Here is a 24,888-nt window from a genome sequence, read left to right on the forward strand (position 1 = left end):
TCAGTTTCCTCGTGCAATCCATTCGGCGAGGTGCGGGGCCTCGGTGCCGATCGTGGTTCCGTCACCGTGACCGGTGTGGACGAGCGTGTCCTCGGGAAGAGCGAACAGCCGGTCGCGGATCGACCCGATGATGGTCGGGAAATCCGAGTACGAACGGCCCGTGGCGCCGGGGCCACCCGAGAACAGGGTGTCGCCGGAGAACAGCGCCCCGGCCTCGGGCAGGTACAGGCACACCGACCCCGGCGAGTGGCCCGGTGAGTGGATCACCTGGAGCTCGGTGCCCGCGATGGCGATCCGCTGCTCGTCCTCGAGATTCCAGTACTTCGAGTCGGGGTGGCTCATCTTCCACAGCACGTCGTCGCCCGGGTGGAGCAGCACCGGTGCATGCAGACGCTCAGCGAGTTCGGGGGCGACGGTGACGTGGTCGTTGTGACCGTGCGTGCAGATCACGGCGTTCACGTGCCGGTCCCCCACCGCGTCGATGATCGGCTGCGCGGCGTGGGCGGCGTCGACGATCACGACGTCGGTGTCGTCACCGATCAGCCAGATGTTGTTGTCGACGTTCCACTCTCCGCCGTCGAGGGCGAAGGTTCCCTCGGTGACGACCCGCTCGATCCGCAGCTGCCCGCTCACAGGACGACCACCGAACGCAGCACCTCGCCGGCGTGCATGCTGTGGAACGCCGCTTCCACCTCGTCGATCTTGATGCGTTCGGTGACGAACTTCTCCAGCGGCAGCCGGCCCTGCTGGTACAGGTCGACGAGCATCGGGAAGTCACGCTCGGGCAGGCAGTCGCCGTACCACGACGACTTCAGGGATCCGCCGCGGGAGAAGAAGTCGATCAGCGGCATCTCGAGGGTCATGTCGGGGGTCGGGACACCGACCAGCACGACGGTGCCGGCGAGGTCGCGGGCGTAGAACGCCTGCTTCCACGTCTCCGGGCGGCCGACCGCATCGATCACGACGTCGGCGCCGAAACCGCCGGTGAGTTCCTGTACGGCCTCGACGGCGTCCACCTGGCCGCCGTTGATCGTGTGCGTCGCGCCCAGGTCCTTCGCCCATTCGAGTTTCTTGTCGTCCCGGTCGATCGCGATGATCTTCACGGCGCCCGCGAGGCGGGCGCCCATGATCGCGGCGTCGCCGACACCACCGCAGCCGATGACGGCGACGGTGTCTCCGCGGGAGACGTTGCCGGTGTTCACGGCGGCACCGAGGCCGGCCATCACGCCGCAGCCGAGCAGCCCGACGACTGCCGGGTCCGCGGAGGCATCCACCTTGGTGCACTGCCCGGCATGGACGAGCGTCTTGTCGGCGAACGCGCCGATCCCCAGCGCGGGCGTGAGTTCGGTGCCGTCCTCGAGCGTCATCTTCTGCGCAGCGTTGTGCGTGTCGAAGCAGTACTGCGGGCGGCCGCGCTTACAGGCGCGGCACTGACCGCAGACGGCGCGCCAGTTCAGGACGACGAAGTCGCCGACCGCCACAGAGGTGACGCCCTCGCCGACACTCTCGACGATGCCGGAAGCCTCGTGGCCGAGCAGGAACGGGAACTCGTCGTTGATCCCGCCGTCGCGGTAGGTGAGGTCCGTGTGGCACACACCGCATGCCGCGATGTCGACTACCACCTCTCCGGGACCGGGGTCCGGAATGTTGACGGTCGCGATCTCGACGGGGGCACCCTTGGAGCGGGCGATGACGCCTCGTACCTGCTGCGGCATTGGACTCATTCCTTCGGTCGATCAGTCATAGCGGGATCGATGCATGGCCATATATGCACCTCTCCCGAGACCCTACGTTCCCGAAGATCACGGAGGGACTGATCGAAGTGAGAGGTTGACCTAGCCGGAATGCCAGCCCCTCGCTGCGGTATCGCGACAGAGGTCATGACAGGAAACTGACGGTTGACACGCTCCGGTATATACAGGACTATACATCTCGAAGAGTGAGGCACACCACATCGATCACGGAGTTCTGATGACCCGGAGAGATTCCAGCTCGACCGAGGAACCGCACCCGCCCCTTCCGGTGGTACTCGACGGTGCCCAGCTCACCGTCGATCAGCTCACGGCGCTCGCCCGGGAGCCCGTCGTGGTCGAACCCGACCCCGCAGCGCTCGACCACGCACGCCGTTCGTGGGAGACCGCGGTGCGCATCGCCGAACGGCAGCCCATCTACGGACGCACCACGGGCGTCGGGGGCAACCGGGACACCTCCGTCTCCGACGGTGTCGACCAGGACCTTCGACTTCTCCGCAGCCACGCCACGGGCTCGGGCCCCTCGCTGCCGGATCACGTCGTCCGAGCTGCCATGATCATTCGCGTCAACCAAATTCTCAACGGCGGATCCGGTCTGCACCCCGACATCGTGACCGCGTTGATCGATGCCGTCGCGGCGGACGAACAGCCCACCGTGCACGCTCGCGGGGCGATCGGCACCGGCGATCTCAGCGCGTTCTCCGAGATCGCGCTCGGGTTGATGGGCGAGGCACCGCTGCGGGACGGTCGGCTCGTCACCCGGTGGACCGCACACCAGGGTGACGCACTCCCGCTGATCTCGACGAACGCGATGACGGTCGCGCTCGCGGCGACGGCCACCGACAGCGTGGCGAACTGGCTGGAGCACTCACTGATCGTCGGCGTGCTGTCGCTGCTGGCGACGCGCAGTTCCGTCGAGCCGTTCGCGGCGCGGGTGCAGGCAGCCCGCAGGCACCTCGGTCAGGAGGAGGTGGCCGGCCGCGTCCGGGAACTCCTCGCGGGCCAGCACGTACAGGCTGCCCGCGTGCAGGATTCGTACGGATTCCGCGCCCTGCCGCAGATCCTCGGGGCGACCTGGCAGGCGCTGCAGAGGTTGCGGGGGACGCTCGCGATCGAGATGAACTCGTCCTCCGAGAACCCCCTCATCTCCGTCGAGGACGACGCCGTGTACCACAACGGGAACTTCCACGGAATGCCGATCGCCCTCGCGGTGGACGAGGCGAAACTCGCGCTGTCGAGCGCAGCGCTGTTGTCGCAGTGCAGGCTTGCCAATCTCTCGGATCCGGTGGTCACCGGTCTCCGGCCGTTCCTGGCCGACGGTCCGGCGGGCAGCAGCGGCACCATGCTGCTGGAGTACACGACGTCCGCGGCCATCGCCGAGATCCGGATGGCCGCGGCACCGGGGTCTCTCGGACACACCGTGATCTCCCGCGGAACCGAGGACCACGCGAGCTTCGCATCGCAGGCCGCCACTCAGCTCACCGACATCCTCGCCCAGTCTCGCATCGTGCTCGCGTGCGAACTGATCTCGGCGGTGCGCGCCCTCGGCCAGCAGAACCACGAACCCGACACGAGCACCGAACTCGGCGCGTACCTGGACCGGGCGCGCAGGTGCCTGGACCCGCGGACGACCGACCGTCCTCTGAGCGACGACCTGAAAGCAGCGGTGAAGTTTCTGGAACAGATGCCGAATCCGGAGAAAGACGCAACTCGGTAAAGCAGTCCCACGACACCGAACTTCCGAGTGTGTCACCACTCGGATTACACGAAAGTAGCTCGCGAATGATCACATTCGACAAAGTCACCAAGGCGTACCCGGACGGCACGACAGCGGTGAACGAACTCGACCTCGAGTGCCCGAGCGGGAAGATCACCGCACTCGTCGGCCCGTCGGGGTGCGGCAAGACGACGTCGCTTCGCATGATCAACAGGCTGATCGAACCGACGTCCGGAACCATCTCCCTCGACGGCGAATCCACGGCGGACATGGATCCGGCACTGTTGCGCAGGCGCATCGGATACGTCATCCAGCACGCCGGACTGTTCCCGCATCGCACCATCGTGGACAACGTCGCGACGATGCCGAAATTGCTGGGAAAGACGAAGAAGGAAGCGCGAACCCGGGCGATGGAGCTGCTCGAGACGGTCGGTCTCGCGGCGAACTTCGCGGACCGGTACCCCTGGCAGCTCTCGGGTGGCCAGCAGCAGCGAGTGGGGGTCGCGCGCGCCCTCGCCGCGGACCCGGCCTTCATGCTGATGGACGAACCGTTCAGCGCTGTCGACCCGGTGGTCCGGAGCCAGCTCCAGGACGAATTCCTGAGGCTGCAGAAGGACATCGGCAAGACGATCATCATCGTAACGCACGACATCGACGAGGCCCTCAAACTCGGCGACCAGGTCGTCGTGTTGCGGACCGGCGGAATCCTGGCGCAGGCGGCGACGCCGCTGGAGTTGCTGACCGAACCCGCCGACGAGTTCGTCGCCGACTTCGTCGGACGCGACCGCGGCTACCGTTCGCTGGGTTTCTCGAACCTCGGCGGCCGCGTGGAGACGGTTGCCGAACCCGTTGCCCGTCTCGGTGATTCGGCGTCCGACGCCCGCACTCGGACCACGGACGACTGGTTACTCGTCGTCGACTCGGCGAACAAGCCGATCGGCTGGGTGCAACCGGCGAAGGTCGTCGACCGTATCCGCCCGGGCGACGTGAATCTCAGCGGGACGGTCGCCGATGCGCACGGGACGATGCGGGCGCTGCTCGACGCCGCCCTGTCCGCGCCCAGCAAGCGCGGTGTCGTCGTCGACGGCGACGGCGTGCTCGTGGGGACCGTGACGGCACACGCGGCGGTGGCGGCGATCGAGTCGGCGGATCTCGTGGCCGCGGAGGCGATGGCCCGATGAACATCGAATGGCTCGGCCGCCAGTCCGACCGCATCGCCGAACTGGTCGGCTGGCACATCCTGCTCTCGCTCGTGCCGCTCGTCGTCGGTGTGATCGTCGCGTTGCCGATCGGCTGGCTGGCGCATCGCAGTCGCCGGATCAACCCCTACGTGGTGGGGACCGCAGGCCTGCTCTACACGATCCCGTCGCTGGCGCTGTTCGTCCTGCTCCCGCCGATCCTCGGAACGAAGATCCTCGATCCGATGAACATCGTCGTCGCGCTGACGATCTACACCGTCGCCCTGCTCGTCCGCGTCATCGCCGACGCCCTGGATTCGGTGCCGCAGGAGACGGTGCTCGCCGCCACGGCAATGGGCTACCGGCCGTACCAGACCCTGCTGAAAGTGCAGCTGCCGGTGGGTGTTCCCGTCATCTGCGCCGGACTGCGCGTCGCTGTCGTGTCGAACGTCAGCCTCGTTTCTCTCGCCGCGCTGCTCGGGATCCCGCAGATCGGTTCACTGTTCACCCAGGGCTTCCAGTTGCGTTTCTACACACCCATCATCACCGGTATCGCGCTGTGCCTGCTGCTGGCGCTGGTTCTCGACCTGCTCATCGTGCTCGCCAATCGGTTACTCACGCCGTGGACCCCGAAGGTGGTCGCATCATGATCGACTTTCTGCTCGACGGTGCTCATTGGACCGGGCCCGAGGGCATTCCCGCTCTCCTCCTGCAGCACCTGATGTACACGTTCCTCGCCCTGTTCGCGGCGGCGCTGATCGCGGTTCCGCTCGGTCTGTACATCGGGCACACCGGCCGCGGAGCGGTCGTCGTCGCGGGCCTGGCCAACTCACTGCGCGCCCTTCCGACGATCGGTTTGCTGATCCTGCTGGTGCTGGTCATCGCGCCGTCGTTCACGACCAAGCTGGCCTATCTGATTCCCAGCCTGATCGTGCTGGTGCTGCTGGCCATCCCGCCGATTCTCACCAACACGTACGCGGGCATTCGCTCGGTCGACCCGGCCGCCGTGGACGCTGCGCGGGGCATGGGGTTCCGGTCGATGCGCATCCTCACCGAGGTGGAGATGCCGTGCGCACTGCCGCTGATGCTGTCGGGTGTGCGCAGCGCCGTGCTGCAGATTGTCTCGACGGCGACCGTCGCCGCCTACATCTCGCTGGGCGGACTGGGACGTCTCCTCATCGACGGCAAGGCGCAGAGCGACTACGCGCAGATGGCCGCTGGAGCGGTCCTGGTGTCCCTCCTCGCGCTCGCATTCGACCTGGCGATCGGATTCCTCACGGTTCGGGTCGTCTCACCCGGTCTGACGCGACGCGTCCGGAGCGGCGCGAAGCAGCGATCCGGTGCCGACGACACCGCCGTCGCGGCCCGACCTACATCCGCTCCCGAACCCTCGCTGATCTGAAGGACATCATCATGAAGAAGGCATTGATCGTCGCGCTGACCGGCGCCACCCTGATGTCGTTGACGGCATGCGGGATCGGCAAGGACCCGTTGGCGTCCGATGACGGCGGAAGCAGTGACGGCGCCATCGTCGTCGGCTCCGCGGATTTCCCCGAAAGCCAGCTGATCGCGACGATCTACGCGGAGGCGCTGCGCGCGAACGGCATCGACGTCACCGAGAAGCTCAACATCGGAAGCCGGGAGGTGTATGTCCCGGCCATCCGGGACGGCTCCATCGACCTGCTGCCCGAATACTCGGGTGCGTTGCTCCAATATCTCGACAGCGCCACCACCGCGACCGCGTCGGACGAGGTGACCGCGGAGATCAAGGCCAAGCTGCCCGCCGGACTCGTCGCACTGGAACCGTCCCCCGCCGAGGACAAGGACGTTCTCGCGGTGCGGCAGGAGACCGCGGACGAGTACTCGCTGGAGACGATCGAGGACCTCGTGCCCCACGCCGACGAGCTGACCCTCGGCGGCCCGCCCGAGTGGAAGACCCGGGAGAACGGCGTCGCAGGCCTGCGGGACAAGTACGGCCTGACGTTCAAGGAGTTCCTGGCACTGGACGCGGGCGGCCCCCTCACGCTCAACGCCCTGCTCAGCGGTCAGATCGAAGTGGCGGACGTGTTCAGCACCGACCCGGCGATGCGTTCGGAGAACCTCGTGGCGCTCGAGGACACCAAGCACCTGTTCCTGGCGGAGAACATCACCCCGATCATCAACGAGAACAAGGCAGGCGACGACGTCCGCGGCGTCCTGGCCGACGTGTCGGCCGCATTGACGACCGAGGATCTCATCGAGATGAATCAGCGGGTGGCCGACCTCGAGGACATGGGCGACATCGCCCGGGAATGGCTGCAGGACAAGGGCCTGGCGTCCTGATCATGCCCCGGCGTGAAATTGCCGGTGCAGTGCGTGGATCGCCTCCTCGAGTTCGGGAATCGGACCCTCCACCTCGACATCGGGCGCGATGTCCTGGACGGGGATCGGCCGAACGGGTGCCGGCGGGACACCCAGTTCGGCGAGCCACTGCGCCGTCTGCGCGGCAGAACTGACGTAGACGATGCGTCCGAGCCCCACCCAGCCGTGCGCGGCGGAACACATCGGGCAGTGTTCGCCCGACGTGAAGACGGTGGCTCTCGCGCGTTCCTCGGGCGGCATGTTCTCCGCGGCCCACCGGGCGAGCTCGAACTCGGGGTGGCGGGTCGCGTCGCCGCCGGCGACCCGGTTGCGATCCTCGTCGTTCACCATGCCCGCCTCCGAAGTCGCTCCCGCCCGTAACTCTCTGCATGGTGCCACGGACGGGCGCGTCAGCTCAGCGCATCGAACGTCGCCGTCGCATATTGGGCGGTCCGGTCGGAACCGAGTAGTCCCGGCCCCATCTTGTTCATCACGTACGTCATGGTCATTCGTCGTTCGGTGTCGACGACGACCTGCGAGCCGCCCCAGCCACCCCAGAAGCAGATGCGCCCCTCGGGGACGAACGGCACGGACACGGGCGTCGGCAGACCGTACCCGATGCCGAATCGAATCGGTTGCCCCAGAGCCAGATCCACACCGTTGGACTGTTCCTCGAAGATCAGGGAGATGGTGTCCGGCGACAGCAGGCGGACACCGTCGAGTTCTCCCCCGCAGGCCACGACGGACTGGATCCGGGCGAGCGACCGGGCGTTGCCCTGACCACCGGCCGCGCCGTTCTCCGCCGTGCGCCACTCGTCGGACCAGGACGCGGACGCGTCCGGTCCGGGGCCGGTGAACGTCCTGACGATGACGCTGGACGGGTCGAGGGAGGCCAGGTCGATCGGCAACGGCGGCGGCGGGACCACGTTCGACACGCGGCCGAACTCCGATGGGTCCAATCCGATGTGGAAGTCCGCCCCCAGCGGCCCGGCGATCTCCTCCGCGACGAAACGGCCGAGTGTGCGCCCGTCGATTCGGCGGACGACCTCACCGATCAGATGGCCGTAGTTCAGCGCGTGGTATCCGGACGCCGTGCCCGGCTCCCACCACGGCGCCTGGGCCGCAAGTCGTTTTGTGGACTCGGCGAGGTCGAACGTATCCTCGACCGTGATCGGCTGATCCCACCCCGAGACACCCGACGTGTGCGAAAGCAGATGGCGGACCTCAACGCGCTCCTTGCCTGCCGCGGCGAATTCCGGCCAGTACTTTGCGACGGGCGCGTACACGTCCAGCAGTCCGCGATCGACGAGCATCAGTGCGGCGAGCGCGGTGACCGTCTTGGTGCACGACCACACGTTGGTGATGGTGTCGCGCTCCCATTCGGTGGCGTGATCGGTGTCGGACCATCCGCCCCACATGTCGACCACCGGCTCTCCGTCGAGGGTGACGACGATCGACGCGCCGAGTTCCTCACCGGAATCGAGATTGTCCTTCAGTGCCTCCTGCAACGCCGTGAAGCGCTTGTCGCACACTCCTCCGAGCTTGGTCACCTGCGGTTCCTCTCCACCAGCCGACGCAATATTGATCTTGACATCGGGTTCAATTGAGGGTTCCAGTGTGGGCCAGGGCCTCCTGTGATGTCAATCACTTCGATGTCCATCCTCGCGAGGTCCCGCCGCAGCCGGGGCTCACCGGGTTCACCCGTGTCGGGTGAGGTTCGCGACGGCGCGGCGGCCGACGCTGAACCCAGGACTACCGGTGAGGAGACATGCCATGGGCAAGCCATTTCGGGGTGTCGTCAACGTCGACATCCGGGACTCGGTTCCGGATTGGGCCCCGTTCGAGCCACCCCAGGCTCCCGCCGATGCACCCAACGTCGTCTATGTCGTCCTCGACGACGTCGGCTTCTCCGCGATGCGCTGTTACGGCGGGCCGATCGAAACGCCGAACATCGACCGGATCGCCGCCAACGGTGTTCGCTACACCCAGTGGCACACCACCGCGCTGTGCTCGCCCACGCGTTCCTGCCTGCTGACGGGACGCAACCACACGCGCAACAGCATGGCCTGCATCACCGAGGCTGCGATCGGATTCCCCAACGCGAGTGGCACCATCCCACCGGAGAACGGCATGCTCTCGGAGATACTCGCCGAGCGCGGCTGGAACACGTACATGGTGGGCAAATGGCACCTGTGCCCGACCGATGAGATGAACCTGGCCGCCACCCGCCGGAACTGGCCGAGCGGGCGAGGCTTCGAACGCTGGTACGGCTTCCTCGGCGCGGAGACCAACCAGTGGTATCCGGATCTGGTCTACGACAACCACCCCGTCGACCAGCCGCGGACACCGGAGGCGGGCTACCACCTCACCGAGGACATCACGGACAAGGCGCTCGAGTTCATCAAGGACGCCAAGGTGATCGCGCCGGACAAACCGTTCTTCCTCTACTACGCGCCCGGCGCGTGCCATGCCCCGCATCACGCCCCGAAGGAATGGATCGAGAAGTTCGCGGGCAAGTTCGACATGGGCTACGACGCGATCCGTGAACAGACACTCGCCCGGCAGAAGGAGTTGGGCATCGTCGCGGCGGACACCGAACTTCCGCCGATCAATCCGATCGGCACCCCCGAGACGCGATCGGGACCCGAAGGCGAACCGTTCCCGGAACTCGATTTCACCCGACCGTGGGACACGCTGAACGACGACGAAAAACGCCTCTTTGCGCGGATGGCCGAGGTCTACGCAGGCTTCCTGGCCCATGCCGACCATCACATCGGGCGTCTGCTCGATTATCTCGAGCAGAACGATCAGATGGAGAACACGGTCATCGTGGTCGTCTCCGACAACGGCGCGAGCGGGGAGGGTGGCCCGAACGGCTCCGTCAACGAGATGAAGTTCGCCAACGGCATCCCGGACGACCTCGCGGAGAACCTCGCGAAACTCGACGATCTCGGCGGGCCCAAGACATACAACCACTACCCCAACGGCTGGGCGATGGCGTTCAACACCCCGTTCAAGATGTGGAAGCGCTACGAGTTCAACGGCGGGACTGCCGACCCTTGCATCATCTCGTGGCCGGCGGGAACCAAGGCGCGGAACGAGATCCGGGACCAGTACCATCACGCGATCGACCTCGTACCGACGGTCCTCGACCTGCTCGGGGTCGATGCTCCCGAGACCATCAAGGGTCACGTCCAGAGCCCGTTCGACGGCGTCAGTATGCGGAGCAGCATCGACGACAAGTCCGCGCCGTCGGAGCGGAAGTCTCAGTTCTACTCGATGCTCGGCTCGCGGTCGATTTGGCACGAAGGATGGAAGGCCGTCACGACGCATCCGACCATCGCAGGCTGGGGGCACTTCAACGACGACGAATGGGAGCTCTACCACACCGACGTGGACCGCGCCGAAGTGCACAACCTGGCAGCGGAGCATCCCGGCAAGCTGCGGGAGTTGGTGAACATCTGGTTCGCAGAAGCGGGTGCGAACGGAGCGTTCCCTCTGGACGATCGATCGGCCGTCGAGATCATGGGCACACCCCGTCCTCAACTGACAGCGGCCCGAAACCGATATGTGTATTACCCGGACGTCGCCGCCGTGTCGGAATGGCAAGCAGTCAGTACCCGCGGCCGATCGTTCGTGATCGGTGCGCTCGTCGACATCCCGGCACCGGGAGCCGAGGGCGTCCTCTTCGCGATCGGTTCCCGCTTCGGGGGCCACGCGCTGTACGTGAAGGACAACCGGCTGCATTACGTCAACAACTTCGTGGGCAGCGAAGAACAGATGATCGTCGGCTCCGAGGACATCCCCACCGGAACGGACCTGATCCTGTCCGCCTCGTTCGACAAGGACGGGCAGGAGCCCACGTCTACCGAGGGAATCCTGTCTCTCTTCCACGCGGATCGAAAGGTGGGGGAAGGCCGGATCAAAACCCAGATGGGGGCGTTCGCGATCGCGGGTGCGGGGCTGTACGTCGGTCGACACCCGGGCGAGCCGATCACCGAGGACTACCCCGGCGAATCACCTCACCGCTTCACCGGTGGCACGATCAATCGGGTCGCGGTCGACGTCAGCGGCGAACCGTATCTCGATCTCGAGCGGGAGGCCGCCCTGATGCTCATGCGCGAGTGATTCCGGCGGCGCGGGACGCGCAGTGATGCGCTCCACCTCAGCCGGTCACGGGCAGCACCAGCGCCTGTCCCGGATCACCCGAGGCGATGGTGACCTGGTGCGGCACCAGACTTCCGCGGAAGCTCGGGTCTCCCCCGGCCACCACGAGGCGAACGCGGTGCCCCTCGTCGAAGCGGTGGACGATGGCCGGCATCGTGACCTGGACGGGCTCACCGGGTGCCACGATGCGCACCGGAGCGACCTGCCCGTTGATCAGCGTTTCGGTGCCGTCGGGAGCCACGTCGTACAGCTTCGCGAAGACCACGACCGAGTCCTCGACACCGGCGACCGCGGGTGCGGCCGTGACGCGGACGTCGAGCGTCGGGGCTCCGACCACGTCCACCGGGGCGTCGAGGATGCCGGACGACCATTCGGCCTGGGTGCCGGGGATCAAACCCTGCGAGACCTGGTTCTCCGGCCGGGTGTCCGGCGCTTCCCGGTCGGTGGGGAGACCGCCGGGCAGCGTGTTCAGCGTCTGCGCGCCGGGAACGATGCCGTCGAGGCGGTCGGTCAGCGCACCGTTGCCGGAGAGGTAGAGCGAATAGTCGTGGCCCACCGAGACATCCGTGGATTCGGCGTACGCGGGCGCGGCGTTGCCGGTGTAGTCGACCCAGTTCCGGAAATAGCTGAATACCGGTCCGGTGTCGACCGCGCTGTCCTTCAGGTAGTGGTCGAACCAATCGACCATCCGGCCCGTCTCGTACTGGGTGTCGGGGTTCGGATCCTTCATGCTGATCTCGCCCTCGGCGGGAGTGAGATCGGAGTGCCCCCAGCTGTGCCAGATCATCTTCACGTCGTTGCCCTGCGCCTGCAGGGTCTCGAACGTGGCCTTCGACTCGTTGAGGTCGAACAGGGTGTCCTGCTGGCCCTGCATGATCAACACCGGAATCTTCACCCGGTCCGCGTACGACACCACGGACGACTGGCGCAGGAAGTCTACGGACCCCGGGTCCGGGTAGCCCTGCACCGCGGCCTGCGCCAGTGCGGCGCAGGCGGGGTCGGCGAAATTGGGGCAACCAAATGCCCGCACAGGGTCCTGCGTGTAGCCCTCGACCCGGGGGTTGGTCACGCCGATGGCCCCGAACATGAGCGACCACACCACCTTCGACGCTCCGGGAACCGACGTGCTGACCCCGGTCGTCTGGTCGGTGCCATTGGGTGCGAGCGAGTAACTGAGGTCGTTCCACGTGATCATCGGGATGATCGTGTCGATCCGGGGGTCCACCGAGACCGCGGCGAACTGCACGGCCCCGCCGTAGGAGCCGCCGACCATGCCGACCCGCGGGTCGTGCGCCTCGGCGGCGCCGTGGTGAGCGGTCGCGTCCTGCACCACGTAGTCGAGACCGGGGACGGGAACGGTGTGCGCGGGATCGACGAACGCCATCCCGTCGCGTCCGCCGAGGAAGCTCACCAGTTCACTGGCCGCGCGCCCGTCGTAATCGGGGTTGTCCATGTGAATCTTGCAGCCGGAACCGCCGAAGCCCAGCCCGGAATACGCGAGCACCGCGTAGCCGCGGGACGCGAGGAACGAGGCGATACCGGCCTGATCGTTCTTGGAACCGCCGAAGCCGTTGGTGGTGAGGACGGCGGGCACCCGATTCGACGCCGACGCCGAGTCGGGCTTGTACACGTCGCCGATCACGTCGCACGGCTCGTCCCGGTTCGGCCCGACGAGAACCTGGAAGTGGAGCGTGGTCTTGGTGAACCCGGCCGGATCGGCTGTCGCCGGCCCCGACGCCGCGATCGGTGTCAGTACCGCGGCGGCCGCCGTCACCACCGCCAGCGTTGATCTACGCGCCCTGTGTTTCACAGCCCACCCGCCGTCCGTCACTCCGCCCCGAGCACCTGCGACGAGCGTAAACGCTCTGGACGCACGACCAACTCAGGCTGCCGGTGTGTCGCGGCACCGGTGTGGGGCGCGGCTCGCAGACTCGCGCAGGTCGTCCGGCACCCGGCTGCGCCCCTCGTGCGGTTTATATTTGAGCTGTGGTCATGACCAAGCGCGCCGAAACGTCCCTGTTGACCGATCAGGTCTACGAGACGATGCACGAGGCGATCATGAACGGTGATCTGCCTGCCGGCTCCCGCCTGCGCATTCGCGACATTGCCGCGCAGGTCGGCACCAGCGTGATGCCGGTGCGCGAGGCGATCCGGCGTCTGGAGGAAGCCGGTCTGGCCGAGCGTGTCCCCCACAAGGGCGCGGTTGTGAAAGGCCTGACCCTGGCCGAACTGGTGCATGTCTACGATGTGCGCCGGCTGCTCGAGGTGGAGGCCGCACGATTGGGCGCCCAGCAGATCAGCTCAGCGGACGTCGACCGGATGCAGACCGAGTACGAGCTCATGCTGGCCGCCATCGCCGAACGGCGGGTGGTGGCGCTTCTCGACCACGACGAGGCGCTGTTGACCATTCTCTACGAAGCAGCAGCGAACCCCGTGCTCGTCGATTCCATCCGTAACCTGTGGCAGCACTGCCGTGCCTACAAGATCGTCGGTGCCCAGGGCACCCTGGACACGCCGGAAGACGACTCGTTGTGGAGGTACCAGGAACGTCTCGTCGAGGCCGCCCGCAAGGGCGACGCCGACGCTGCGGCCGCCGTCAACAACGAGTCGTTGATCAATGCGACGTCGCGGATCAGGGTGCAGCTCGCCGCCCAAGAGGACGCGGGTTAGCCTCGGCAACAACGACTTTCGCGGCTATTCTCGTAAGCGGTACCCGACGAGGAAGTCATCGCCGCGCTCACCGCCGACGCAGCCGACGTCCGCGAGTGTCAGTTCTGCCGCGATGAGTGATCGAGCCGATCCAACCAGTCGCCGAACAACGCGGCGAGCAGTTCGGGCCGCTCGTGCATGAGCGCATGGCCGACATCCTCGACGACCGCCAGGGTGGCGTGCGGGTAGCGCTCGAGCAATTCGGCCACGTCGGCGTACCCGACGACCGAATCGCGGCGGCCCGCCACGATCAAGGTCGGCCCCGAGAACGCGCTCGACGCGACGTCGACCGTCCACCCGGCGAAGATGCGCCCGAGGGCGTCCTCGTCGACGAGCGTCGTACCCGGCACGACATGGTCGCGGTAGCGGCGAGCGGTGGCCGCCGTGCGCACGACGAAGTACTCGTCGAATCCCGCCCACTGCGCGCGTTCGAGTTCGTCGTAGGCATCGGCGTCCTGGCGAACCACGCCGTGGTCGGGCACGTGTCGTGACCGCTCGGTGACCGGACACAACAACGCCAGGCCGAGCACCGTGTCCGGTCGCTGTGCGGCCACCCCACGGGCCAGGTAGGCGCCGTAGGAATGTCCCACCAGCATCACCGGGCCCGCGCCCAAGCTGTGGATGAAGTCACCGAGCAGCGACACCACATCGTCGTTGCAGGTCAGGCCGTCGGTTGTCGAGAGGCCCATCCCCGGCAGGTCCGGGTAGATCCGTCGGTATCCCGTGCCCGGAACGATGGCTTCGATCGCCGCCTCGACCTCCCGGTGATCCACGCCGGCGCCGTGCAGTGCCACGAGCGGCACGCCGGTGCCGCGCTCGATGTAATGGACCAGGGCTTCGTTGATCCGGCGCTCCATGTCGACACCTTATCGATCCACGCGACCACACGAGCCGCGCTCGACCAATTGCCCGATTCCCCGTCGACAACTGAAATATGCTGCGTGAGGTGGACATTGTCGATGCTCATCATCACTTCATCAACCTGCCCGAACTCGAGTACCCGTGGATCGACAGTCGCCCGCCCGCGCTCACCGCCCTGCTGCCGAACTACTATGACGCTGCGCACCGGTACCTGCCGAGCGACTATCGGGCACAGGTCGAGGGGATGCCCGTCACGGCCTCGGTCGCGTGCGAGTTCGGCGCCGCAGACGGTGTCGCGGAGGCTATCTGGGTTCAGCACTGCGCCGACCGCTTCGGAGTTCCGAACGCCTTCATCGCGGCCGTGCAGCTCGATTCGGTCGATCTGGCAGGCGTTCTCGCGCGATACCGGGATCTTCCGGTTGTCCGGGCTGTGCGTCAGCCGCTGTACTGGGCGGCCGACCCGATCAAGCGCCTGGGTGCGCGCGGCGACTACCTGTCGGACCCGGCGTGGCTGCGTGGATTCGAGCAGGTCGCCGATGCCGGGCTGGTATGGGATCTGCTCGTCTACGACGAGCAGCTACCCGCCACGCACGACCTCATCACCGCGTTTCCCGACACCACCTTCGTGTTGGAGGCGGCCGGGTGGCCGGTCGACCTCACTGCCGAGGGCTTCACCCGTTGGGAGGAACGCCTCACGGCAGTGAGTCAGTTTCCGAATGTCGTCCTCAAGTTGCAGGGAATCGCCCTCATTTTCGGAACATCCCCGGAAGCGATCAGTCGGTGGGTACGGACGGCCATCAGCATCTTCGGTGCCGGGCGGTGCATGTTCGCCTCGCATTATCCGATCGACCACCTGCTGTGGGATACCGAAACCATGGTGTCCACCGTCCAGGCAGCACTCGGCGACGTGCCGTCGACAGAACAATCGCTCTTCTTCGGCGAAACCGCACGTCGGGTGTACCGCCTGCCCGCCGGTGACGCTTAGTATGAGGGAGATCGGAGTACCTGCAGTTTCGACGCCGCCAATCCACTTTCGGCGTCCGGCCAACGCTGTGAGGAGTCCACGTGACGCGCGAGGGCAGTATCCGGGTCGGCGACCGGACCATCACGTATCTCGAAGCCGGTGACCCGGGCGGACCGCTCGTCCTGCACAACCACGGAGGACCCTCGAGCCGCCTGGAGGCCGAGCTGTTCGATTCGCATGCGAAGGCCAATGGCCTGAGATTCGTGTGCGCGGACAGGCCGGGCATGGGCGGGTCCGATCTTCAGCCGGGCCGCACCTTCGAAGGCTGGACCGATGACCTCCTGCTGCTGGCCGACTCCTTCGGCGCACAGCGATTCGCGGTGACCGGCTGGTCCGAGGGTGGACCGTGGGCCCTGGCGGCCGCCGCGTATCTGGACCCCGCGCGTCTCGTCAATGTCGTGTGCATCGCCGGTGGCAATTACGGAACGTTCGGATCGAACTGGGCCGCGAAGTATCTCAGCAGCGTCGACGCGCTGGGCGGCCGCCTGGCACTTCACTTCCACCCCGGTTTCACACTGATGTACGACGTGCTCGGTATCAGTGCCACCCACTTCGCGGATCGCTACGCGAAGGCGATCACGCAGTCGGCGTGCACCGCGGATCGGGAGGTGCTGGCCGACGAGAAGGTCCTCGACGCGTTCCTGAGGGCAGGGCGCGAATGCTTTCGACATGGTGCGGACGGACTCGTCGTCGACGCCACGATGCTCTACAAGGCCTGGCCGTTCGACATGACGACAGTGACGCGCCCCGTACACTTCTGGCAGGGCAGCGCCGACACCCTGGTGCCTGAGATCATCAACAAGACAGTAGCGGACAAGACCCCGGGCGCCGTCTGGCACCCGATCAGCGGCGGTGGTCATTTCATTGCCGTCAGTCACGCGAACGACATTCTCGCACTGGTGGCGAACGATCTTGCGCCAGTGCAACACTGACATTCTCCGTCAGTCCAGGACTTCTCGGTCGCCGAACCGAGTCTTGTAGAACAGCACCGTCACGGCGACGACCGCTTCCAGTGCGGCCGTCGCGAGTGCCGCCGCCATCGGAGCCGACATCGAATGACCCATCGGGGCAGACGCCGCTGCGTGCATCGCGTGCCCGTGGTGGCCGCCGCCACCGGAACCGGGACTCATCACGGTGACGTGCAACGCGATCATGCCGACGTTCATCAGCGCGACGAGACCCCAATCCCGGTGCGATCCACGCATCCACAGGTGCCGCGCGCAGTACAGGCATCCGAAGATCATCGCGATGGTCACCAGTCCGAGCATCGGCGACGACGTCGCATGCTCACCGAGCGACGCGGCGTGAAGCCCTGCCGCGGCCACCGCGAGGGCCGCGGCCGCCCGCCGCAACCAATGACTGGTGCGGTGGGCGGCCGGAGAAAAGACGGCGGACACGACTTCTAGCCTTCGCAGCAGTGCTTCGCGGTGCTCGCCGGCACGTCGAGCGCGGGGTTGCGGTCGAAGAATCCGACCGGCTTGAGCTTGAACCCGGCATAGTCGACCGGCATGACCGGCCAGTCCTCGGGCCGGGGGAAGTGCGTCAGCCCGAACGTGTGCCACAGCACCAGGTCTTCGCCCTCGATGTCCCGGTTGCCCGCCACGAACGTCGGCAGACCAGCCTGGCCCGGATGCTGGTTGACGAAGTCGCCTGCGGGATAACGCTCGGACTCGTCGTATTGCGTGACCCACAGGTGCTTGGTCGCGAACGCGGCGCGGGAGGCGATCGAACTGGACGGGTCCGCCAGGAGCACCGGCTGACCTTCGGGGTGCAGCGCGTACCCGACGTCCTGCCCCAGCCGGTTCTGCTTGGTGGGATTGGTGATGTGCCAGACCCGGGCCTTGAGGTTGTCGGCGGTGCGTTGCCCCTCTGATTCGGTGGTCAACTTGGTCTTCTGGCAGCGGAAGGCATTGCCCCACGGGTTCTCCGGACCCATCGGGACGGGAACGGCATCCACTTCCTCGACGGTGTTCACGTTGCCGTCGACGGCCATGTCGAGCCTGGCGGAGAAGAGGTGCTGGTGGAACGGGGCGCCGAGCCCGGGTGCCATCTGGGTGGAGAATCCCTCGGCACCGCGGTAGGCGGACGTGAAGACGATTCCGGTGGCCTTCGCCTCGAGTTCGATGGTGCCGTCGAGGTAGAGGTACCAGTAGAAGCCGTAGTCGTAGTTGCCGATGGTGAGGAAGAACGAGATGACGAGGCGGCGCGAGCGGCGGGTCTCGGTCATTCCGTTGAACATGTCCGTGTGCTTCCACAGGACGCCGTAATCCTCCTCGTGGAGGCAGATCGCGTTCTTCATGACGCGCGGGTCACCGGACTCGTCGGCGATCGTGACGTCGAAGTACTGGATCTCACCGAGGCAGTCGCATCCGAGTTCGAGCGAGTTGGTGTACCGGCCGAACAGGTACTCACCCTGGTCGAAGTAGTTCTGCCAGTAGCGAACCGGGGACGGATCGGCGTAGGGAACCACCATCTCGGCGATCGAGGCACGATAGATCACGGGACGTTCGACTCCCCCGTCGTCGAACGAGAGCTGGTGCAGCGTCAGACCTTCGCGCACATCGAAACCGAAGCGGAACTTCCAGTCGGCCCAAGTGATCTCGTTGCCGTCGACGGAGAAGCTGGCACCCTCGGGCTGAGTGATCTCGATCGGCTTGAGGTCCGTGCGGGTGGGTGTGGCGTGCGGTTCGGCGTTCCATTCGCCGCGCTCGGCGGGGACGGGAAGCTCGATCTCGTCGACCACCTTGACGACGCGACGCTCGGTGAGATCGACGTAGGCGACGACCCCGTCGATGGGGTGCGCCCACGGCAGATCCGCCTTGTCCTCCTGGTGGAAGGCGAGGACGCGGACGATGCGGTGCCCGACCTCGTCCTCGTGACCGAACACGCCCGCCGACAGGGGAACCGCCCGGACCTTCGACGGTTCGATGCCGCGCTCGGCCATCGCTGCGAGCCAGTCGGAGCTGCCGAGCAGGAACGCCTCGATGTCCTCGAACTCCTCGTCGAGGATCGGCACGTGGCCGTCGGTGGCGGAATCGACGGTGGTCGCGCTGATCACACGGTTCTCCGTCACCGACACGACGAGGTCGGTGCCGATGCCGGTGGATCGGTCGAGCAGCAGGATCCGGGCGCGTCGCTCGATCGGATCGCCCGCGGTGAACGCAAGGACCGTCGACTTGTGCGGCTCGGCGAGCGCAACGAAGACGAAGCGCACGTTCTCGCCGATCAGCCCCTCGTCGGTGAGGAGTGTCTTCGCCGAACGGATCTCGTCCGCAGACAATGGAGTGAGCGGATGATCCGGGGCGGCGGAACCGACGGTGGCCGGGGTCTCGGTGGTGGCGGTACTCATCGTGCGATCTCCTTGTCGATGATGGTGTCGTTCGTGTCGTGCTGCGGTAGGGCGGTGTCGTGGCGTGCGGCGTGGGGTCGGAGAACGGCGACGGCTGCTCCGCCGGCGAAGGTTCCGACGAGCAGGACCCCGATGACGGCGGCGAGAGTGCTCGACCCGCCGACGAGAAGGGGAAGGTTGGCGACGGTCATGATCAGGAGCCCGGCCAGGCCGACGAGGCCGAGCAGGGGTGCGATGACGGTGTTCCACACCCGCCGGTCCACTCGCGTCCTGCCGAAGTAGACGAGGACGGCCACGGAGGTCAGAGTCATCAGTGCGACGATGCCGACCGAGGACACGCCGGCGAACCAGGCGAACACCTCGGTCACCGGGTCGAGTCCGGCAACGGCGGACGCGACGATCAGGACGAGAGCGGACGCCGTCTGCACGACCGACGCGATGTACGGCGACGCGTGCTTGGCGTGCGAGCGGCCGCATCCCGCGGGCAGGGCAGCGCTGTTCCCGAGGGAGAAGATGTACCGGGACAGCACGTTGTGGAAGGACAGCAGGGCCGCGAACAGGCTCGTGATCAGAAAGATCTGGACGAGGTCGCCGGCGATCGCGCCCACGTAGCGGGTGGCGGTCTCGGTGATCATCCCTTCCGGATTCTCGGTCGCGATGGCCACGGCGCCCTCGTCGCCCCACGCACTGACCATCGCCCAGCTCGACAGTGCGTAGAAACCGCCGATGACCAGCAACGCCAGGTAGGTGGCCCGGGGGATGGTGCGGCCCGGGTCGCGGGCCTCGTCACGGAAGACGGCGGTGGCCTCGAATCCGATGTACCCGGCGATGGCGAAGATCAGTGCGATGCCGGGTGCTCCGGAGAAGAACTCGGCGGGGTGGAACGCCGCCGTCGAGAATCCCTCGTCGCCGCCGCCCCGGACGATGACGGCGGCGTCGATGACGAGGACGATCCCGACCTCGCAGACGAGCAGTACGCCGAGCACCTTGCCGGACAGGTCGATGTGCCGGTATCCGAGGATCGCGACCACGGCCGTCACGGCCAGGGCCCACACGTACCAGGGAAGTTCGGGGCCACCGTGAGCGGTGACGAAATCGTTGACTGCGGCTCCGATGTATCCGTACACCGCGCCCTGGACCGCGGTGTAGGACAACAGCGCGAGGAATGCGGAGCCGAGACCGGCATGCCGGCCCAGGCCCTGCGTGATGTAGGTGTAGAACGCGCCGGCGCCGGGGAGGTGCTTGGCCATCGCCGTGAATCCGACGGCGAAGAACAGCAGCACCACCGTGCAGACGATGTACGACGCGGGATAGGCGGCGCCGTTGCCCGCTGCGATGCCCAGGGGCACGGTTCCGGCGATCACGGTCAACGGGGCCGCCGCTGCGACGACCATGAACACGATGGCACCCGGACCGAGGGTGCCTGCCAGTCTGCGAGGGCCGACGTCGCTGACCGCACTCGAGTGCGTGGGGGCGTTGGTTGTCATGGCTTCCTTCGACTTTCACGAGGAGAGGGTCTGCGTGGAGGCTCCGCGGTGAGCTCTGGAACGAGCATGCGACTGCGGGTTGTCGGCGCAGTTGCCGCAGCGTCACAGTCCGTCGACAGCAAATGAGAACGCACGCAGGACGATTCTCATTCGGGTCCGGTCGAGGAATCTAGAGTGCGATGTTGACGGACTTGCTCTGGGTGTATTCGGCGATGGCGCCTTCACCGAGTTCCCGTCCCCACCCGGACTGCTTGTAGCCGCCGAACGGAAGCGCCGTGTCGAACGCATTGTGGCAATTCACCCACACCGTGCCCGCCTTGATCTCGGCGGCCACCTCGTGGGCGCGGGACACGTCCCGTGTCCATACGCTGGCGGCGAGGCCGTACGGGGTGTCGTTGGCGGCCGCGCGGACGCCTTCCTCCCGGTTGAACGGCACCGCCACCGCGACGGGCCCGAAGATCTCCTCCTGGTACACGCTGAAGTTCCGGTTCACGTCGACCAGCAGGGTGGGCTCGACGTAGAAGCCGGTGTCGCCGTGCCGCTGCCCCCCGGAGAGGGCGCGGGCACCGTCGGCGAGTCCGGCGTCGATGTATCCGGTGACCTTGCCCAACTGCTCCTGGGAGATCAGCGGGCCGATGTCGTTGGTGGGGTCGAGTCCGGGACCGATCTTCTGCGCCTTCGCGAAATCGGCTACACCGGATGTGAATTCGTTGAAGATCCGGTCTTCGACGAGCAGGCGCGTTCCGGCGGTGCAGGCCTGGCCGTGGTTGAACAGGAACCCGCCTGCCACGCCCGGGATCGCCGCCTCGAGGTCGGCGTCGGAGAAGATCACCTGCGGGCTCTTGCCACCGAGTTCGAGGGACACCTTCTTCAGGTTCCCCGACGCGGCATTGACGATCTTCTTTCCGACCTCGGTCGAACCGGTGAACGCGACCTTGTCGACGTCGTCGTGGCTCGACAGCGCCGCGCCGATGTCACCGAAGCCGGTGAGCACGTTGAACACGCCGTCGGGGACGCCGGCCTCGGCAACCACCTCGGCGAGGAGCAGCGCGGTGAGCGGGGTCTGCTCCGCAGGCTTGAGGATCATGGTGTTCGAGCAGGTCAGCGCGGGCGCCACCTTGAACGCGGCCATCACCAGCGGGAAGTTCCACGGGATGATCTGGGCGCACACACCGACCGGTTCACGGGTGGTGAAGGCGTGGAAGCGGGCTCCGGGCGCCCACGGCACCGACACGGGAATGGTGCGGCCTTCGATCTTGGTGGCCCAGCCGGCGTAGTAGAAGAAGATCTCCGCCGCCCACGTCACGTCGACAGCCTTCGCGACGGCCACGGACTTGCCGTTGTCGATCGACTCGAGCTGCGCGAACTGGTCGGCCCGGGCCAGAATCCCCTCGCCGATCTTCCAGAGGATCCGCTGACGTTCCGCGGGGGTGAGCGAGCGCCACGGCCCGGACTCGAAGGCCCGCCGGGCCGCCGCTACCGCCCTGTCCACGTCTTCGATGCCGGCGTGCGGCACTGTCGTGATCACCTGTCCGGTGGCGGGATCGACCGTCTCGAACGTCCTGCCCGACGCCGAGTCCACCCATCGGCCGTCGACGAACATGCGCTTCGGCGATGAAACGAAGTCGACGACCCGGGGGTCGAGTCCGGCTGGGGTGTGAACGACTGCAGTCATCATGTCCTCTTCGATGGAGTGAATGAATCTGTGAATGAATCCGGCTTCTGCAGAACACTTTTGGCGGTAGTTTTCGCCTCGTCGTGCTGCGGCCTGAACCCACGATAAACCCCGGATGTGTCGCCGGTCACTACTAAATCCGGATGGGAATCAGCGACTGCGGCATTCTCATTCGACTTCTCCGGCCGCGGCGGCGCCGATTCTCATTCCGGCTTTTCGGGTCGGTGCAGCTGATCCGCGGTGCGCGCAGGCGAAGGCTCCGAAATTGGGAACGAATTCTCCGGCCATTCTCATTCGAGGTGATCGAAAATTAATTCCGATCGGCGCATCGCGCTCGTCTCCTGCGCTAGCGTGCAACTCATGCAGCCCCGGGTTGATCACTCGCGCGGGGCCGGCCGGAAAGTGTGGAGAGCAGGTGCGTGGTGTCCGGTACACCGAGAATCAGAAGTAGATCACCGGTCGCCGGTCTCGAGCGGGCGCGTCTGAGTTTCGTCCAGGTGCTGGGGCAGTCCGTTTCCGCGGTCGCACCTTCGGCCGTGATGGTCACGCTGCCTGCTCTCGTCATACCCGATGCGGGCCGGGCGACCATCGCGGTATTCGTCGCGGCGGCGATTCTGATGACGGCGGTCGGCTACTGCATCGGGCAGTTCGCCACCCGGATGGTGGCCGTCAGTGGTCTCTACAGCTACATCGTGAAGGGCCTCGGCCCGGTACCCGGTTTCGGCGGGGGCTGGTCGCTGCTCGTCGGCTACGCCGCCGCGGCCATGGCGAGCACGCTCGGTGCCGCGAGTTACCTCGCCGCGCTGCTCGGGCGAGTCGGGCTTCCGGCGGGGACGCCTCTCATCGCGGTCCTCGCGGCGATCGTCGGACTGCTCGCTCTTCTGCTCATGGTCCGGGGAGTGCAATTGTCGGCGCGGATCATGCTCGCCATCGAGGTCTTCGCCATCGTGGCGGCCTCCGCCGCGCTGGTGGTCGCATTCGTGCAATCGGTCCGCGAGGGCGCCACCCCGTCCGCGGGCGGCGCGAAATCGGGGTCCGCGGTCGGGTTCGCCGTATTGCTCGCGATCACGTCGTTCGTCGGATTCGAGAGCGCGGGCACGGTGGCGCGGGAAGCCCGCAACCCGTTCGTCGCCGTCCCGCGCGCGATCCGGTGGACCCCGATCGCCCTGGGGGTTCTGTACGTGTTCGCGGCCGCCCTGCAGTTGCCGGAGCCGGTGCGGCAGGGAGTCGACTCGCTGCCGATCGTCCTCACCTTGCCCGACACGTCGGGCGCCGGTTCGTCGGCGTTGTCGATCGTCATGGAACTCGGCATCACCGCCTCCTGGTTCGCGTGTGTCCTCGGATCGACGACGGCGTTGTCGCGCACCCTGTTCGCGATGGGCCGCGAAGGGGTGGTTCCGAGTGTGTTCGGCCGGACGCACCACCGGTTCCACACCCCGCACGTGGCGCTGACGGCCGCGATGCCGGTCGTCGTCGCGGTGCCCGTCGTCTATCTGTTCGTCAGCGGTTCGAGCCGCGACGTCCTGATCGGACTCCTCGCCGTGTCCGCGCACGGCTACGTCCTGGCGTACGTCCTGCTGTGCGTCGCGACGCCGGCGTTCCTTCGGCGGATCGGCGAACTGACTCGGCTTCCCCTGATCATCGGAGTGCTGACGGCGACGGCGATGGTCGCACTGGTCGGGTGGGCGGCGTTCTCCCGCACGTATGTCGCGGGCGCGGCGACGGCGGTCTACGTGCTCCTGATGATTGTCGGCGCCGCGGTCTTCGCGATCCGCGCCAGGAGATCCCCCGGAATCGGAGAACGGATGGGTGTGTACGACGAGGCCGTGGCCGAAGACCTGCTCGGCCGTTACCGACCGTGGGAGGTCCGCCGGTGAGTGCCGACGACAGAGCCCTGTCGGGGCGGCAGCCGAAGGCCGTCACCAGCGCGCTGCGGGTGCTCGAGGAGGTCGCCCGGGCCGGCTCGGGTGTCACAGCGAAAGACATCGCGACCCGCCTGTCGATGCCGTCGGCGACCACGTACCGACTGCTCAACATCCTCGTGGGCGAAGGCTATGTGGTGCGGCTCCCCGACCTGTCCGGGTTCGCGCTGGGCCAGAAGATCGGGATCCTCGTCGACGCCGCCGTCGTGCCCACAGTATGTGCGGCGGCGCGTGAGGTTCTCGCCGAACTGCGACTGTCGGTGCGCTTCGGGGTCCACCTGTTCTTCTACACCAACGTCGCCGTCCGCACGGCCGACGCCGACCCCGAATACCCGCCGCCGGAGGACGAGTCGTTCCTCAACCAGCACCTCTACGCGTGCGCCGTCGGCAAGCTCCTTCTCGCGGAGAAGTCGGAACTCGAATCCGTGCTTCCCCGGTGGGAGCCACGGGCGCTGACGGCCCGCACGATCGTCGCGAGGAGCGAACTGCTCGCGAATCTGGACCTGATCCGAAGCCAGGGCTTCGCCACCCAACTCGCGGAACTCCGGGACGCGTCGGCTTGCGTCGCCGTCCCCGTCCGGTCCGGAACGGGGGCCCTCGTCGGCAGTCTCGCACTGTCGGGACATGTCGATCACGAACACCTCATGCTGCGCCACGTCCCGTCACTGCGCGAGCACGCGGAACGGCTGGCCCCGCTGATGGCCTAGC

Annotated in this window: 21 protein-coding genes; 11 read left to right on the forward strand and 10 right to left on the reverse strand. The window is 66.8% G+C overall.

Features of this window, described 5'->3' with window-relative positions:
• Together DTA22_RS16590 and DTA22_RS16595 are read right to left on the reverse strand one after the other, a co-directional pair.
• Positions 1–633 (reverse strand): MBL fold metallo-hydrolase, encoded by a 633-nt coding sequence (locus DTA22_RS16590; RefSeq protein ID WP_037226096.1) that lies wholly within the window; start codon positions 631–633, stop codon positions 1–3.
• Positions 630–1,715: an S-(hydroxymethyl)mycothiol dehydrogenase gene (locus DTA22_RS16595; protein WP_037226097.1), complete on the reverse strand. Its 1,086-nt coding sequence runs from the start codon at positions 1,713–1,715 to the stop codon at positions 630–632. Before DTA22_RS16595 ends, DTA22_RS16590 begins: the two co-directional genes overlap by 4 nt.
• Positions 1,716–1,971: 256 nt before the next feature.
• Between DTA22_RS16595 and DTA22_RS16600 the strand changes: the two genes are divergently transcribed.
• From DTA22_RS16600 to DTA22_RS16620, 5 genes are all read left to right on the forward strand, one after another.
• Complete coding sequence (locus tag DTA22_RS16600) at positions 1,972–3,468, forward strand: aromatic amino acid ammonia-lyase (protein WP_037226098.1); 1,497 nt, start codon at positions 1,972–1,974, stop codon at positions 3,466–3,468.
• 65 nt (positions 3,469–3,533) lie between these two features.
• Complete coding sequence (locus tag DTA22_RS16605; RefSeq protein ID WP_037226100.1) at positions 3,534–4,649, forward strand: ABC transporter ATP-binding protein; 1,116 nt, start codon at positions 3,534–3,536, stop codon at positions 4,647–4,649.
• Positions 4,646–5,296: an ABC transporter permease gene (locus DTA22_RS16610; RefSeq protein WP_005250988.1), complete on the forward strand. Its 651-nt coding sequence runs from the start codon at positions 4,646–4,648 to the stop codon at positions 5,294–5,296. Before DTA22_RS16605 ends, DTA22_RS16610 begins: the two co-directional genes overlap by 4 nt.
• Entirely contained in the window at positions 5,293–6,048 is a 756-nt protein-coding gene (locus DTA22_RS16615) for an ABC transporter permease (RefSeq protein ID WP_037226101.1), read from the forward strand. Before DTA22_RS16610 ends, DTA22_RS16615 begins: the two co-directional genes overlap by 4 nt.
• 11 nt (positions 6,049–6,059) lie before the next feature.
• Positions 6,060–6,968 (forward strand): ABC transporter substrate-binding protein, encoded by a 909-nt coding sequence (locus DTA22_RS16620; RefSeq protein ID WP_112300149.1) that lies wholly within the window; start codon positions 6,060–6,062, stop codon positions 6,966–6,968.
• Here DTA22_RS16620 and DTA22_RS16625 read toward each other — a convergent pair whose 3' ends face one another.
• Positions 6,969–7,385, reverse strand: coding sequence for a tRNA-specific adenosine deaminase (locus DTA22_RS16625; protein ID WP_081792173.1), 417 nt, complete (start codon positions 7,383–7,385; stop codon positions 6,969–6,971). It lies immediately after the preceding gene.
• Between the two features lie 11 nt (positions 7,386–7,396).
• The gene (locus DTA22_RS16630; RefSeq protein WP_112300150.1) at positions 7,397–8,536 is read right to left on the reverse strand and encodes a serine hydrolase domain-containing protein; all 1,140 of its coding nucleotides are present in this window, start codon (positions 8,534–8,536) and stop codon (positions 7,397–7,399) included.
• 223 nt (positions 8,537–8,759) lie between these two features.
• Here DTA22_RS16630 and DTA22_RS16635 point away from each other — a divergent pair, with 223 nt between their 5' ends.
• Positions 8,760–11,114 (forward strand): arylsulfatase, encoded by a 2,355-nt coding sequence (locus tag DTA22_RS16635; RefSeq protein ID WP_112300151.1) that lies wholly within the window; start codon positions 8,760–8,762, stop codon positions 11,112–11,114.
• A gap of 37 nt (positions 11,115–11,151) precedes the next feature.
• On the opposite strand, the gene DTA22_RS16640 is transcribed toward DTA22_RS16635, so the two are convergent.
• Entirely contained in the window at positions 11,152–12,930 is a 1,779-nt protein-coding gene (locus tag DTA22_RS16640) for a CocE/NonD family hydrolase (protein ID WP_235214666.1), read from the reverse strand.
• A gap of 215 nt (positions 12,931–13,145) precedes the next feature.
• Between DTA22_RS16640 and DTA22_RS16645 the strand changes: the two genes are divergently transcribed.
• Positions 13,146–13,823: a GntR family transcriptional regulator gene (locus tag DTA22_RS16645; protein ID WP_037226111.1), complete on the forward strand. Its 678-nt coding sequence runs from the start codon at positions 13,146–13,148 to the stop codon at positions 13,821–13,823.
• A 98-nt stretch (positions 13,824–13,921) separates the two neighbouring features.
• Here the strand turns inward: DTA22_RS16645 and DTA22_RS16650 are convergent, their stop codons facing one another.
• Complete coding sequence (locus tag DTA22_RS16650) at positions 13,922–14,719, reverse strand: alpha/beta fold hydrolase (protein WP_112300153.1); 798 nt, start codon at positions 14,717–14,719, stop codon at positions 13,922–13,924.
• Between the two features lie 77 nt (positions 14,720–14,796).
• Here DTA22_RS16650 and DTA22_RS16655 point away from each other — a divergent pair, with 77 nt between their 5' ends.
• Both DTA22_RS16655 and DTA22_RS16660 read left to right on the forward strand, forming a co-directional pair.
• A complete protein-coding gene (locus DTA22_RS16655) occupies positions 14,797–15,708 on the forward strand; it encodes an amidohydrolase family protein (RefSeq protein WP_112300154.1) in 912 nt (303 codons plus the stop codon).
• 80 nt (positions 15,709–15,788) lie between these two features.
• Positions 15,789–16,679 (forward strand): alpha/beta fold hydrolase, encoded by an 891-nt coding sequence (locus DTA22_RS16660; protein ID WP_112300155.1) that lies wholly within the window; start codon positions 15,789–15,791, stop codon positions 16,677–16,679.
• A gap of 9 nt (positions 16,680–16,688) precedes the next feature.
• Here the strand turns inward: DTA22_RS16660 and DTA22_RS16665 are convergent, their stop codons facing one another.
• From DTA22_RS16665 to DTA22_RS16680, 4 genes are all read right to left on the reverse strand, one after another.
• Positions 16,689–17,144 carry a hypothetical protein gene (locus DTA22_RS16665; RefSeq protein ID WP_112300156.1) on the reverse strand — a complete coding sequence of 152 codons (456 nt, stop codon included), beginning with the start codon at positions 17,142–17,144 and terminating at the stop codon, positions 16,689–16,691.
• A 5-nt stretch (positions 17,145–17,149) separates the two neighbouring features.
• On the reverse strand, positions 17,150–19,096 hold the full coding sequence (locus tag DTA22_RS16670; RefSeq protein ID WP_112300157.1) for a primary-amine oxidase: 1,947 nt from the start codon (positions 19,094–19,096) through the stop codon (positions 17,150–17,152).
• Entirely contained in the window at positions 19,093–20,583 is a 1,491-nt protein-coding gene (locus tag DTA22_RS16675) for an APC family permease (RefSeq protein WP_037226128.1), read from the reverse strand. Before DTA22_RS16675 ends, DTA22_RS16670 begins: the two co-directional genes overlap by 4 nt.
• 169 nt (positions 20,584–20,752) lie before the next feature.
• Positions 20,753–22,258 carry an aldehyde dehydrogenase family protein gene (locus tag DTA22_RS16680; protein WP_112300387.1) on the reverse strand — a complete coding sequence of 502 codons (1,506 nt, stop codon included), beginning with the start codon at positions 22,256–22,258 and terminating at the stop codon, positions 20,753–20,755.
• 422 nt (positions 22,259–22,680) lie between these two features.
• Between DTA22_RS16680 and DTA22_RS16685 the strand changes: the two genes are divergently transcribed.
• Together DTA22_RS16685 and DTA22_RS16690 are read left to right on the forward strand one after the other, a co-directional pair.
• Positions 22,681–24,135 carry an APC family permease gene (locus DTA22_RS16685; RefSeq protein WP_174233820.1) on the forward strand — a complete coding sequence of 485 codons (1,455 nt, stop codon included), beginning with the start codon at positions 22,681–22,683 and terminating at the stop codon, positions 24,133–24,135.
• A complete protein-coding gene (locus DTA22_RS16690; RefSeq protein ID WP_112300388.1) occupies positions 24,132–24,887 on the forward strand; it encodes an IclR family transcriptional regulator in 756 nt (251 codons plus the stop codon). The genes DTA22_RS16685 and DTA22_RS16690 overlap by 4 nt, the downstream gene beginning before the upstream one ends.
• Position 24,888: the final 1 nt, after the last annotated feature.

The sequence above is a fragment of the Rhodococcus wratislaviensis genome (assembly GCF_900455735.1).
Classification (GTDB): Bacteria; Actinomycetota; Actinomycetes; order Mycobacteriales; family Mycobacteriaceae; genus Rhodococcus_F; species Rhodococcus_F wratislaviensis.